This window comes from Shewanella sp. SP1S1-7 (assembly GCF_031932105.1).
Lineage (GTDB): Bacteria > Pseudomonadota > Gammaproteobacteria > Enterobacterales > Shewanellaceae > Shewanella > Shewanella baltica.
Genome location: NZ_JAUOEU010000010.1, coordinates 1 through 13784, shown reverse-complemented (window position 1 = coordinate 13784; position 13784 = coordinate 1). Strand labels below are relative to the sequence as shown.

General features: G+C 47.4%; 9 protein-coding genes. 2 read left to right on the top strand and 7 right to left on the bottom strand.

The window, feature by feature from the left end:
* Window positions 1-32: 32 nt before the first annotated feature.
* The 6 genes from Q4Q49_RS09915 to Q4Q49_RS09890 form a co-directional block, all read right to left on the bottom strand.
* Window positions 33-1352 (bottom strand): alkaline phosphatase, encoded by a 1320-nt coding sequence (locus Q4Q49_RS09915; protein ID WP_311999244.1) that lies wholly within the window; start codon window positions 1350-1352, stop codon window positions 33-35.
* A gap of 74 nt (window positions 1353-1426) precedes the next feature.
* Window positions 1427-2380: a glutathione synthase gene (gene gshB / locus Q4Q49_RS09910; RefSeq protein WP_063884004.1), complete on the bottom strand. Its 954-nt coding sequence runs from the start codon at window positions 2378-2380 to the stop codon at window positions 1427-1429.
* Between the two features lie 91 nt (window positions 2381-2471).
* A complete protein-coding gene (gene rsmE / locus Q4Q49_RS09905; RefSeq protein WP_006082999.1) occupies window positions 2472-3203 on the bottom strand; it encodes a 16S rRNA (uracil(1498)-N(3))-methyltransferase in 732 nt (243 codons plus the stop codon).
* An 8-nt stretch (window positions 3204-3211) separates the two neighbouring features.
* On the bottom strand, window positions 3212-3988 hold the full coding sequence (gene endA, locus Q4Q49_RS09900) for an endonuclease EndA (RefSeq protein ID WP_006082998.1): 777 nt from the start codon (window positions 3986-3988) through the stop codon (window positions 3212-3214).
* A gap of 173 nt (window positions 3989-4161) precedes the next feature.
* Window positions 4162-4821 carry a SprT family zinc-dependent metalloprotease gene (locus tag Q4Q49_RS09895; protein WP_311988484.1) on the bottom strand — a complete coding sequence of 220 codons (660 nt, stop codon included), beginning with the start codon at window positions 4819-4821 and terminating at the stop codon, window positions 4162-4164.
* Window positions 4822-5068: 247 nt separating this feature from the next.
* Complete coding sequence (locus tag Q4Q49_RS09890) at window positions 5069-6238, bottom strand: hypothetical protein (RefSeq protein ID WP_311988485.1); 1170 nt, start codon at window positions 6236-6238, stop codon at window positions 5069-5071.
* Between the two features lie 333 nt (window positions 6239-6571).
* On the opposite strand from Q4Q49_RS09890, the gene blaOXA reads away from it, so the two are divergent.
* Window positions 6572-7459, top strand: a complete 888-nt coding sequence (gene blaOXA, locus Q4Q49_RS09885) for an OXA-548 family class D beta-lactamase (RefSeq protein WP_311900893.1) — start codon at window positions 6572-6574, stop codon at window positions 7457-7459.
* Here blaOXA and Q4Q49_RS09880 read toward each other — a convergent pair.
* On the bottom strand, window positions 7456-8367 hold the full coding sequence (locus Q4Q49_RS09880) for a LysR family transcriptional regulator (RefSeq protein ID WP_006082994.1): 912 nt from the start codon (window positions 8365-8367) through the stop codon (window positions 7456-7458). The two genes, blaOXA and Q4Q49_RS09880, sit on opposite strands and share 4 nt — an antisense overlap.
* Window positions 8368-8488: 121 nt before the next feature.
* Between Q4Q49_RS09880 and Q4Q49_RS09875 the strand changes: the two genes are divergently transcribed.
* Window positions 8489-13042, top strand: a complete 4554-nt coding sequence (locus Q4Q49_RS09875) for a biotin carboxylase N-terminal domain-containing protein (RefSeq protein WP_012088323.1) — start codon at window positions 8489-8491, stop codon at window positions 13040-13042.
* Window positions 13043-13784 lie beyond the last annotated feature (742 nt).

The window sequence follows — 13784 nt, the reverse complement described above, 5'->3', positions numbered from 1 at the left end:
GATTACCTTTAATGAACGGTATCGATTAACGCTTAGCTTTTAGGTTTCTTCGGTTTAGGTAATAAGCTAAAAATCTTATTGGCGATATCGGTATTATCTTGATGGCCGTTAAACAGCTCAGACGCCGGACCTGCGGCAAAGACTTGTACGTCTGTGCCTGTGTGACCGTCGGTTGTCCAACCTGTATCAGTACGTTTATCAATAACATGGCGAATCGCCACCGCCATGGTTTCTAATCCCTGCATTCTGGCGACGTTCAATTTGGCGACTTCTTCTTCGCTAAGCTCAAAGCCTAAACCACGGGCGAGATCGGCTTGCCATTGCTCACCAGTGATGGCGGCTAAGGCCAAAGTGTCTGTGCTTGCCGAGATATTACGCAGGATTTCAGGGTTCCAGTTGTAGTTACCATCGACGCCAATCGATAGGCCACCGGTATTGTGATCGGCGGTGATCACCATCAGGGTATCGGGATGTTCACGCACAAATTGCTCAACTACTTCAATGGCATTGGAGAATTCATCCATCTCACCCATAGCAGTGGCGATGTCGTTATTGTGGCCCGCCCAGTCGATGAGACTCCCTTCGACTAATAGCACAAACCCTTGCTCATTCTGCGACAGCAAGCTGAGTGCTTTTTGGGTTAAGGTACTGAGTTTTTTCGCATCTTTTTCATCAATTGCCCAAGGCAATTGGACTTCAGCAAACAGGCCCAACACTTTAGGTTGGGTGATGCTGGCGAGATCCTCAAAACGGCTGATGTGCTGATAGCCCTTGGCTTTGATCTGCTCTAACAGCGCTGGGGGGAAATACTTTTGACCACCGCCTAAAAATACATCGGCGTTGGTTTCTAAATAGCTGAGTGCCAGAGCGTCGTAGTTTTTACGGCTCTCGTTGTGTGCCAAAAAGGCGGCTGGCGTGGCGTGGTTGATTTGCGACGTTACCGCGACACCTGTGCTGAGGCCAAGGGATTTGGCTTTTTCGAGTATGGTCGGCAGTGGTTGCTTTTGGGTATCGACCGAAATCGCCCCATTATACGATTTAACCCCTGTGGCTAGGGCTGTCGCGGCCGCGGCTGAGTCAGTCACATAACCACTGACGCTCGCGGGATAGGTACTCGCCATGCCCACCAGTAAACGGTCAAATACGGTTTGCTCGACTTCTTCGGTGTCAGGATTATCTTTGTAATAGCGGTAGGCGCTAGTGTAAGACGGCCCCATACCATCACCTATCATGATGACGATGTTTTTCGGTCGCGATGGCGCTTTCGTTGGACCCGTTTCATCTGCCCAAACTGGCGTAGATAACAGCAAACTGATGCCGAGTAACAAGAGTGGCGCTTTGGTGAAACTCATATCACATCCCTAGAAGTGGTTCGGCGCTCGCGATTTGCTCGCGCCTTACAATCAACAAACTCGTTGGTAAATTCTTATGCTTTGGCGTTAATGCGTGCTTCGATAGCATCCATTAACATGCCCGTGATGTCGACATCAAATGCCGCTTGGATTTCACGGATACAGGTTGGGCTCGTCACATTGATCTCAGTCAGCTTGTCACCAATCACGTCTAACCCGACAAAAATCAGTCCACGTTTTTTAAGCTCAGGGCCAATAGCGCGGGCAATCGCCCAATCGCTGTCGGATAAAGGCTGCGCCACACCGCTACCGCCGGCGGCTAAGTTGCCACGGGTTTCACCTTTCATTGGGATACGTGCCAGCGCGTAAGGTACAGGCTCGCCATCGACCACTAAAATGCGTTTATCGCCTTTGGTAATTTCAGGGATAAAGGCTTGCGCCATCGCATATTGTTGGCCATAGCTGGTCAAGGTCTCGATGATCACCCCAAGGTTAGGGTCATCCTGCTTCACGCGGAAAATCGAGGTGCCGCCCATGCCATCTAAAGGCTTGAGAATGATATCGCCCTTAGCTTGGTGGAAAGCGCGGATACGTTTGGCATCACGGGTCACGATCGTTTCTGGGGTGAATTCGCTAAACCATGCGGTGAACAGCTTTTCGTTAGCATCGCGTAGGCTTTGTGGCTTGTTGACGATTAACACGCCTTGTTCTTCGGCGCGCTCAAGCATGTAAGTGGCGTAGATGAACTCAGTATCGAATGGCGGGTCTTTACGCATTAAGATCACGTCGAGTTCGCTCATTGGCGTGTCTTGAGATTCGCCTAGCTCATACCATTTGCTCGCATCATTGATAACAGTTAACGGACGCATATTGGCCATCGCCACGCCGTTGACCATGGCAAGATCGGCCATTTCCATATAAAACAGTTGATAACCTCTGTCCTGCGCGGCCATTAACATGGCAAAACTGGAGTCTTTCTTAATGTTGATCTCACTGATGGGGTCCATCACTATGCCGAGTTTTATCATTAATCTGTTCCTTATTTGTCGCCGTTTGCAGGCAAAAAAGCATTTATTGGATAATGGGGTCTGTCATGCCAGCGCAGCTTGCGGCTGCGGTTTAGCCTAAATCACCAAATCTGAGTTGCAGCGCCGTAATGGCCGTGAGCGAGGCGGTTTCAGTGCGAAGCACTCTAGGGCCAAGCAACACATCGGTAAATTGATAGGTTTCTGTCATGGCGATTTCTTCCGCCGACAAACCACCTTCTGGGCCAATTAACAGGCGCACGCGGGTGTGCGCTAAATCTAAGCCATTGATGCCGTGTGCGGCACGTGGATGTAAATTGAGTTTCAGTGCCGAGGTTGGCTCACTGCACCAATCGTGTAAGTCCATCGCTGGGCGAACCACAGGCACTTGGCTGCGGCCCGATTGTTCACAGGCGCTTACAACGATTTTCTGCCATTGCTGAATTTTTTTCTCTAGGCGTTCGCCATTAAGCTTTACACCGCAGCGATCGGAAAACAGCGGCGTAATGGTATTCACACCCAGCTCGACCGATTTTTGAATGGTGAATTCCATTCTATCGCCACGGGAAATCACTTGGCCTAAGTGCAAGTTGAGTGGCGACTCAGATAAATTGGCCTCACAGGAAAGCAGTTTTACTGTGACATGCTTCTTACCTGCATCGACAATTTCAGCAAGATAATCATGGCCATCGCCATTGAATAGGCTAATATGTTCGCCGTTACCCATGCGCAGCACTTTGCCGATATGGGCTGCGCCATCTTCGTCTAAGTTCAACTGTTGATTGATGGCTAATGGTTGAGGTTGATAAATTCTTGGGACTCTCATTGTCGACCTTACTCGGCTAATTGTTGACGCAGTGGTGGCGCATTACAGGCATTCTGCACAAAGGGATTATGGTTGCCTTGAGTTTGCGCTATAGCGTTATCGCGTTTGCACTCAATAGTATCAACTGGATAGGTTTTATCCCATGCCTTAAACAATTTTAATTGGCTCGACGCGATTTTAAGCCCATAGGTCTGCTGCATATAGAGGTAGGTTCTGGCTATCTTACCGCGAGCGTTTACGGGCGGCTGCGCCTGACGATTCTTAAAATCGACCACCATAGCGCATTGGCCATATTGGTCGGCTTTACCGTTCCATTGGCTAAAACGGAAGTTACTGCGATCGCCGTTCACTTCACCGATGGCGGGCACTAAGTTGTGCATGTCCGCTTCCATCTTATTAAATTCGTTACTGTTATCGGCGCAGTTTTTACGCCCGCCCTTTTGCCAGCATTGGAGCTGATGGCCAAATTCCCAGGCGGGCACTATGTGTTCCCACTCGATACGATTGGCGCGGGTTTCCTGTTTACGGACTTGATAACCGCAGCTGGCGAGATCGGGTTTCCACGATTTGCCTTTGATCTGAATATCGCAGCCACAGTAAAAACTGGTGGCGGGTAGAGTACCTTGGCGACTTCCGGCGTAGAGCGCCTGCGACTTAGTTTTCGCTTGGCTGAAACTGCTGGGGTGTGACACTGAGGCGCTAGCGGGCACAGATGAGGTCGCGGCCCAAGTGATTAGGCACAACAAAAGTCGCCGCGAATTAACGGTTAAAGAAGTTTTGTTCAAAATTTATCCCAAAATAACAAACACTACGCGAGCCTTTGGCTCGTCTTTTATGGCGTGATGGTAAGGGAAATGCCGCTGCTTATGCAAATTGCGTCGTACTTTTTACTCACGCAATTCCCAAATGCTGAAATTCGAATTGTGGAGTGGATGTGAGGATTGTGCGCGAAGAGTGCTTAGATCGCCGTTACATGGGTCTTACAGCGTTTACAGATATAACGGCTTTCACCGCGTAGCACCTTGTTATGGCGGCGAATACTTAACCGAATCGGTCCACAGGCGCAGCGATACTCCACGTCGCGACCTGCCACAGAAGTGGTATTGAAGCTGTGGGTGGTACTCGGGTTAACCTTAAATACCGTTAACATCAAAGATTGCCATTCTTTACCGTGGGGCTTGGTTTTACCAAAAAGCTGAAAACACAGTAAATGACAAATTTCGTGCGGTACAACTTCAGTTAGAAAAGCTTCGCTGTTTTCGCGTAGCAACACCGGATTGAATCGCAAACGATTCTGCTGCAGATGAGCCGTACCCGCGCTCTTTCCCCTGAGACTAAATTGTGTAACTGGGCGCGGGAAAGCGCGCTTAAGCGATATCTCCGCTTCTTGATAACAAGCTTCAATTCGCTCTAGTACTTGTATTTGCAGTGATGAGAGTGGGCGTGATGAACCGGTGAAAATATGCGCCTGAGCCGGATCTTGTACTGGTGGACTCGTTATCAGCTGCGACTTATCTTGGCTTTGGCCTAAGGCTGCGTATGTCGATTTTGTCAGTGGGGCGAGTGCTTCACTGCTGCGACGACGTAAAGCATTGAGTAAGTCTGCAGGTTTCAACATAGGGTTAGCGTTGGATCTCGTCGGTTAAAGGTAAACATTGAGTGCTTAACACTCATTTAGTTATGAAGCATCAGCTATTGAAGCCAATCCTAAGTATGGCGCTTGGCTTCTGCGTTCGAACGCTTGTTCTTGTTATCCGCTCTTATACTCAGCCTTCCAAATCAACGCTTGAAATAAGAGTCAGGCCAAGCGTTCGCATCATAGCGAACGCTATCTGACAATGCCAGTTTCAGCCAGTGTGGCTTGGTTATAAACTCGCCGCCGCTTGCATCACCATAGTGCGCACTTGTTCGACTATGGCTTGCTCTGTATCGGCGTCATAGCCTTTGACTCTTGGGGTGTGAATGTGGCCGACTTTCGCATGGCTATTGAACTTTTGCTGCAACACTATGGCGCGATAGGAAATTTCATTAGAAAGATAACCGCCGCCAGAGCCTTCGACCGACGTTTCGTTTTGCAGCTCATTCAATGATGTTGCACTAAACTCACCGCGAGCAAGGGTAGTGACAGTGTGGTTATCGTTGACTTTCCATTGGCCATCTTTTACTTGCATGGCGGCAACAGGCAGCGAGAATTCGACAAATTGCGGGCCGATAAAATCTTTGCCATTGAGCTTGGGGGCAACCGGTGCGGTTTTAGTGCCGCCAGTGAGGACGTTTTGGTTATCGGGCGCCGCGGCACTGCGATTTCGGGCAGGGAAGCGTTCAATATCAAAGTCAGTTCGGCCCATGCTGACGGTAAATACAAATTTGGTTTTAGGATCGCGGTATATCGGGCTCAGTAGCGATTCGATAAGTCCTTGGTCAAAATCCTCAAAACGCACTGGCACCATAGCAGTTTCGATTTGCGCCGTTTTGCCATTTACATCAAAGCGGAAACCATCCAAGGCGAGGGCGACTAAGCCGGAAGGATTACTCTGGGTGATATCTTTATCGAGGAAGAAGGGATCGAAACCCGTGAGGAATATTTTGATTTGAACATCATCAGCATATTGAATATCGCTAAATCCCCGTGAGGCCTTTTCAACTGCACTCATTAATATGTCATTTTGCCAATCGGCCATTTTAAAGTTGGCGCTGGTGCTCTTAAGACTATTAAGCATGGCAAGGCGCGCCCAATATAAAGGTCGGTCGTCAACATGACCGGACTGCACATCGCGTACTGCCTGTTGCCATAATCTGTGACCTTGGCGCGCGGCTAATTGGGTGGCATCGACTTCGTTTTTCTTGGAACTTAACTGCTGGGTCAGGCCATCATCGAGTGCTTGATAACGAGTCACGACTTCGCCCATGGTTGTTTCGGCTGTTGGAAGGCGGGAAACTTCAACATCACCCAATAGCTGCACAGCACTGGCCGTATTGAGCAAGCTACTGGCGAGGATTAGCGTTAACACTGGCTTCAATACTGGCTTCAACATTTTTGATTTCCCTGTAGTGACTAGACCTTATTGATTGGAAATGATGTTCATCTCGTCCACTGGAAGGCTCTTATGCCAAAAAGTATGCACTACAAGCTGAGGGTAATAAAGTTATGCTCAGTGATCTTCGTCATCTTATGCCAATATCTTCTATCTCAACATCTTCTATTTCAAAGGCGGCGGAGCTGGCATCAGTCCTTCTATGGCAGAACTTACTTGCCTCTTTTTTGCCACAATTGGTCAGCAGTTTGCTAGGGCATGCAAACACGCTAAGTGATAGCCTTAATCACTTTTTTAGTTCATTGGATTTTTTGTTTTCTACAAGGAGACTTTATGCGTTCGTTCGCCATATCGACTGTGTTGGTGATGTCCTCACTGTTAGCGTCGTCAATCTTTGCTGCCCCAGCTTTTGCCTCAACAGCGGCGAAGACGGAGTGGCAAGAAACCCGCAGTTGGGATGCCATTTTTACTCAGCACCAAGTTGAACCGCAACTAGCTAAGCAACAACAAGCTAAACCGCAAAAAACTAAGTCCCAACAAGCCTCGGGCGTGGTGGTGCTGTGGAACGAAAACAAGCAACAGGGATATACCAACAATCTTAAACGTGCCAATCAAGGTTTTTTACCGGCATCGACCTTTAAAATCCCCAATAGCTTGATTGCGCTCGAGTTGGGTGTGGTGAAGGATGAGCACCAAGTGTTTAAATGGGATGGTAAAAGTCGTGATATCGCCACTTGGAATCGTGATCATAACTTGATTACTGGGATGAAGTATTCGGTTGTGCCCGTCTATCAAGAGTTTGCCCGCCAAATTGGTGAGGCGCGGATGTCGAAGATGATCGCCTCCTTCGATTATGGCAATGAGGATATCTCGGGTAACTTAGATAGCTTTTGGCTCGATGGCGGTATTCGGATTTCGGCCACTGAGCAAATTGATTTCCTGCGTCGGCTTTATCACAACAAGATCCATGCCTCAGAGCGCAGTCAACGAATCGTTAAGCAGGCCATGCTCACCGAGGCGAATTCTGACTATATTATTCGCGCAAAAACCGGCTATGCGGTCAGAGCTGAGCCAAGTATTGGCTGGTGGGTGGGTTGGGTAGAACTCGATGATAATGTGTGGTTTTTTGCAATGAATATGGATATACCCGACGCCGCAGGTTTGCCATTGCGTCAAGCCATTACTAAAGAAGTGTTAAAACTGGAACACGTAATTCCTTAGCCCATGAGGGATTGCAGACTTTCTTGGCTGCTAAAGCGTTTTACGAAGAAGTCTAAGAAGACGCTGATGTTGGTGGCCAGTTGGCGTCGACTCGAATAAACCCCGTAAACCTTAAAGGGTTCAATTGGCCATTCCTGTAAAATCGGTACTAGCTGTCCATTGGCTAGTTCGGTCTTACAGGCCGAATTGGATAGCATGGCGATGCCAAAATCATCCATGGCTAATTGCTTCACCATGATAGGGCTGTTGACCCGCACTTTACGCTGGAAGTTCGCCATAGTTTTACGTGAACCTTTACCCAGTGGCCAAATCGGCGCCGAGCGAGAAGTCCCCAATAAAATACCACTGTGCAGGCTGAGTTCTTTTGGCGTTGCGGGCGTGCCTTTGAGTTTTAAGTAACCTGGGCTTGCGACTAAAATCGGTTGGCGTTCAAACAGTAATCGTGCGACTAAGTCCGATGATTGAAGTGGGCCATATTTGATGGCTATGTCATATCCTTCGCCGACCAAACCAATATCGTTGTCGGTAAACTGGACATCTAATTCAACATTGGGATATAAACGCATAAATCCGCTACAGAGATTAGCGATTAATTCTTGGCTAAATGACACAGGGATCGCAATCCGTAATGATCCTGACACATCATCGTGAGTATTCTCGATAACAGCCTTGGCCGCTTCCACCTCATTGCGAATGGAATCACAGTGTTGGTAAAAGAGTGCCCCGACTTGGGTCAGACTCAAGTTACGGGTGTCGCGCTGTAGCAATCGCACGCCAAGTTGTTCTTCAAGCTGCGCGATTTTGCGACTTATGGTGGATTTTGGGTGGCCGGTTTCACGTGCAGCTTGGGAGAATCCCTTAGCTCTAACTACGGCTGCAAATAGCATCATACCGTTTAAATCTGGCATGTTTTTCCCACTGTCTCATATTTGGAACATAGCGTCTTATGCAGTTTAATGGCATTTGACGGGATAACAAAGTTATATTTATTGGCTAAAAATTTTCAGAGGCTAAGCAGAGGATCTTTTGATGACCAGCAATAATCAGCCCACACACATGACTCAAGCCCAAACGCCCGATCCGCTTTTTTTACAAGCCGAGCATTTGGCAAAGGATTTTTCTCTGTTTCCTAAGCACAGTAAGCAGAGTTTATCGGAAGAAATTAAAGGTCTTTTAAATGAGGATGCCATTCAGGCAAACTTGAAAGACTTGGCATCGTTAGATGTCGACGGTTACGTTACTAAAGTAATCCAGCCGACCCAAGATAAAGGTCGTCCTGGTGCAAAACGTATCATTGCCGATCTTAAAGGTCGCTTGATTACTGAAACTCACTTGGGCTCTTTTTACAGTGCTGAGGTCGAGCTGAACTTTGGTTCACGCACTCGTCGTATTGGCTTTATCGCCCAAGAACGCACTACCGCAAACGGTGCTTGGATGCCTGAGCATCATTACGCCGCCTGTAAAGCAATTCGTCATTTTGCCGAATTGTCTATGCCAATTATCTATTTAATTGATACTCCTGGAGCGGATGCTGGCGAAATCGCTAACAGCCAAAACCAAGCGCATTCAATTTCTAAAGCTATCGCAGAAAGCGCCAACGTTGACGTACCGACAGTCGGTATTGTGATCGGTGCCGGTTATTCTGGCGGTGCGATTCCATTAGCGGCGGCGAACATTCTGTTGTCGTTGCGTGACGGTATTTTCAACACGATCCAGCCACAAGGTCTGCAAAGTATTGCCCGTAAGTACAACTTATCTTGGCAAGAATGTGCGAAATCTGTGGGTGTATCACCAGAAGAGCTTTATACCTCAGGTTGTATCGACGGTATTATCGACTTTTCACCGGGCGACCGTGATGAGCGTCAGCACAATCTGCGCCGCGCCATTATTAGCAGCGTTGAAGCGGTTGAGCGTGCAGCGATGAATTTTGTGCGTGAATCTAAAGATTTACGTGAACATTATGATCGCAGCTTAACCCGTTTCCTAAATCCATCTAAAAACTTGATGGCTTTGGAACTGAACGCAGAATTGGCTGTGGCAACGAGCCCAACCAGTCACCACAATCTGTTTGGTAGTGCTTATCGTTATTTGCGTTATTTAACGCTGCGTAGCCGTATCCATTCGATTTCTCAAGAGCAATACGGTCGTCTGTCACGTGCTAGCGTGCCAGAAGGTGATCTGTTGGCGCGTATCCAACAGGAACAAGACCGTGTGTTCCAAGCTTGGTTATCTAACCCAGATAAACTGGTTTATGACGAAGAATTGAATAAATTGTGGACTACTTTTGTCGCTAAGCGTGATGAAGTGTCTACCGAGCGTAACATGTTGACTCGTTTGATTTTGGGTGAACCAAAAGAGAACTATAAGAAAGCACGTAAGGCGCTGTTATTTAACATCAGCTGGTCTTTGTATCACCGCTGGAAGAGTAATGCGGCCAACAACTTCAAAGGGCTGATTCAGCACTTAGAAAGTTTGCCAAAGTCTGTAACTCAAGCTAAATGGCCTGAGCTGAATCAGCTGACCGTACTCGATGTGGTTGTGAATGAAGAGCTGCGTGAAGACTTTATTTGGCAATGCCATAACATTCTGATCTTCAATGCCTTGTACGACAACGTTGTCGGTAGCTTAGCGTCAATCGCGAAAGAAGCCATGATGTCGAAGAGTTTGTCACGTAATTCAGTGAACAACCTGCTGCACAAGTCAATTGACCATGCAATGTCGACACAAGATACCTCGAACGACAAAGCTAAGTTCTACAAGTGGCTTAAATACTTCATGGGTCAATCGAACCGTGCAGATTTATTAGTCCGCGTAGAACAGTGGAAGAGTGTGGGTTTTCCACAACTTAACGACAGTCTATTCGTGGTACTGACTTACTTCTTCGAACGTCTACTGCCTGAGTATTTCGATAGCGAAAGCGATACCAGCAAGTACACTGGCGCGATCAACCCTGTGCGTATCGGTCGTCGTAAGGACTTCTGGAACCGCTTGACCATGGGTTATCAGGATCTATTGATCCAAAAAGTGCTGCGTGACGAAAAACGTAAAGGCAACATGACTTGGGAAAATGTGGTTAAGCAGTTCTTTACCCATTTCGAAGAGATCAATGGCGACAAAATGTCGGCTAACTTGCTCAACTTCCCTGGCTTCCGTTTATCGATTGAAGACGCGTTAGATAAAGGCATTCGCCCATGTGGTTTGATCACAGGTATTGCTGACTTTAAAGAAAAAGGTCAAAAAGTACGTGTGGGTGTGGCTGTGTCTAACACCGCATTCCAAGCCGGTGCATTTGATATGGCTAGTGCCGAGAAATTCTCAGCGCTGTTGATCGAGTGTGCTAAGCGTAAATTACCCGTTGTGTGCTTTATCAGTTCAGGTGGTATGCAGACTAAAGAAGGTGCCGCGGCGCTATTCTCTATGGCTGTGGTGAACGACCGTATCACGCGCTTTATTCGTGATAACGAATTGCCTGTACTGATGTTTGGTTTTGGTGACTGTACTGGTGGTGCGCAGGCGAGTTTTGTGACTCACCCATTAGTGCAAACTTACTATCTGTCTGGCACTAACATGCCATTCGCAGGCCAAATGGTAGTGCCAGCTTACTTACCATCAACGGCAACCTTGTCTAACTACTTGTCAAAAGTACCTGGCGCAATGGCGGGCTTAGTCCATAACCCTTTCAGCGACAATTTAGACTCTCAGTTAGCGGGTATCGATCCTCTGATGCCAATGCCTTCGGCAAAAATTAACGACGTGATCATCAATGCACTGTCGACCTTAGTGGTTGAAGCAACTGTTGAAGAAGAAGTGATCGTGCAGAACGATCCACGCCAGTTAATGAAGCCAATTAACAAAGTATTGGTTCACGCCCGTGGTTGTACTGCGGTGAAATTGATCCGTAAGGCGCATGACAATAATATCAATGTGGTATTAGTGGCGTCGGATCCTGATATGACATCAGTGCCAGCGGACATGCTCAAAGATTCTGACAAGTTAGTTTGTCTCGGTGGTAACACCTCGGATGAAAGTTACTTGAATGCTTACTCAGTGCTGAAAGTGGCCGAGTATGAGCAAGTGGATGCATTACACCCTGGTATCGGTTTCCTATCAGAAAGCCCGCAGTTTGCTGCACTGTGTGTGAATAACGGTGTTAACTTCGTCGGTCCTAGCGTGCATTCAATGACGACTATGGGTAACAAGTCGAACGCAATTAAGACATCGCAAGCGCAAAATGTACCTGTAGTGCCAGGTTCTCACGGTATTCTGACCAATGCAGAGCAAGCCGTTAACGTGGCGAGCGAGATTGGCTATCCAGTACTGCTTAAAGCGGTACAAGGTGGTGGCGGTAAAGGTATTCAGGTTGTGAAACGTCCTGAAGACATGATTGGTCTATTCCAAAAAACCGCAACCGAAGCGGCAGCTGCCTTTGGTAACGGTGACTTGTACTTAGAGAAATATGTGACATCACTGCGTCACATCGAAGTGCAGTTACTGCGTGATAAGTTCGGTAACGCGAAAGTATTAGGTTTGCGTGACTGTTCGGTTCAACGTAATAACCAAAAAGTAGTCGAAGAATCTGGTTCAACTATGTTGCCAGATGAGCTGAAGCGACAAGTGCTGGCTTATACTCGTGCCTTAGGGGACGCGACCGATTACATGGGCGCAGGTACCGTTGAGTTTATCTATAACTTAGATGCCAACGAAGTGTACTTCATGGAGATGAACACGCGTCTGCAGGTTGAGCATCCAGTCACGGAAGCGACTTCAGGTATTGATATCGTTAGTGCGCAGTTTGATATTGCCGCTGGCCGTTCAATTGAAGCATTAGAGCCTAAAGAAATTGGTTATGCGATGGAAGTACGTGTAACCGCTGAGAAAGCGGCGCTCGATAGCCATGGCATACTGCAGTTGATCCCAAATCCGGGCAAGATCACTGAATGTGTCTTCCCTGAGCATCCAGATGTGGAAATCATTTCGATTGCAGCGCCAGGTAAAGAAGTATCGCCATACTACGATAGCTTGATTGCGCAAATCATCATGCGCGGTGAAAACCGTGAGGATGTGATTGCCAAACTGTACGAATACTTAGACAGCGTAGTGCTGAAAGGCATCGCGACTAACATTCCGTTACTCAAGCTTATTCTGAAAGACGGTACCTTCAACGAAGGTGTTTACGATACTAACTATCTGCCACGTTTAATGGCTGAGCTGGACATTCCTGCGTTGATCGCTGAAATGGAAGCCGCCGCTGAAACTGTGGAAGTGGACACTGAGTCACTGCGCGTTGGTGAAAGTAACGAACTGAAAGTGTTAGCCCAAGGCGCAGGTATCTTCTATACCTCTTCTGCACCGGGTGAAGCGGATTTTGTGAAAGAAGGTGACATAGTTACCGTCGATCAAACGCTAGCACTCACAGAAGCGATGAAGATGTTCTCGCAAGTGACCTTAGCCGGCTTTAACCGTCAGAGTGCGATTTTGTACCCTGAGGATAAGAAGTATCGCATCGAGCGCATCCTGAACAGCAATGGTCAGCAAGTGTCTCAAGGTGACTTACTGTTCGTGGTCTCGCCAGTAGAAGAATAAGCTCAGCGTTTAACGCCATAGCTGAATAAGAAAATACCCGCCATTGGCGGGTATTTTTTTGCTTCAAAATTATTGCCACTAAATTTTATGTCACTAAATATAGGCAAGCGAGCATGCCGCTCATAATGTGCATGACGTCTTTGATGAATCAGCTTAGCTTTAATAGATAAGCTCATAACTAACAAGTGGCCAATATCAGCTTTGTGCAATACGACCTGTATTTCTGATTAAGTCGGCAAAGAGTTTCTTTAATCTGTCGTTCGCCCATTTATTAGAACAAGCTGCATCAAGAATCCACTTCTAGCCTCGAGAATCAACGGAATCTCCATGCTTTATTCGTAGTATATAGAGGCTCATCAAACCTCATTTTAAGTTGAAACTGAGTCTAAAATGAGCGGCGTGTGGATAACTTTGGGGGTAAGTGGTGGGTATGATGTGGTTAGCTTGGAAGATATGAATTAACTGCAAATTTCCTTAAAATAGGGGTTGCACAAAATCTCCTGCTCCCTATAATGCGCATCCACTGACACGGCAGACAGCGAAAGCCAGCTGACGAGTTAGGTTGAATTGAGTCACTTTTAAGCATTTAATTCAAGCGCAGCAAGAAGTTGAAAATACTCCTTGACGCGAAACGGGAAATGCGTAGAATACGCAGCCCTAGCCAACTGGAAGCGTTCGGCGCTCAGTGTGGTACTCACGTTCTCTTACGAATATTGAGTTGCTCTTTAACAAGATAAAACAA

Coding starts and splice junctions, on each gene's coding strand:
- Q4Q49_RS09915 (WP_311999244.1), bottom strand. CDS start 1,352: ATGAGTTTCACCAAAGCGCCACTCTTGTTACTCGGCATCAGTTTGCTG.
- gshB (WP_063884004.1), bottom strand. CDS start 2,380: ATGATAAAACTCGGCATAGTGATGGACCCCATCAGTGAGATCAACATT.
- rsmE (WP_006082999.1), bottom strand. CDS start 3,203: ATGAGAGTCCCAAGAATTTATCAACCTCAACCATTAGCCATCAATCAA.
- Q4Q49_RS09895 (WP_311988484.1), bottom strand. CDS start 4,821: ATGTTGAAACCTGCAGACTTACTCAATGCTTTACGTCGTCGCAGCAGT.
- Q4Q49_RS09890 (WP_311988485.1), bottom strand. CDS start 6,238: ATGTTGAAGCCAGTATTGAAGCCAGTGTTAACGCTAATCCTCGCCAGT.
- blaOXA (WP_311900893.1), top strand. CDS start 6,572: ATGCGTTCGTTCGCCATATCGACTGTGTTGGTGATGTCCTCACTGTTA.
- Q4Q49_RS09880 (WP_006082994.1), bottom strand. CDS start 8,367: ATGCCAGATTTAAACGGTATGATGCTATTTGCAGCCGTAGTTAGAGCT.
- Q4Q49_RS09875 (WP_012088323.1), top strand. CDS start 8,489: ATGACCAGCAATAATCAGCCCACACACATGACTCAAGCCCAAACGCCC.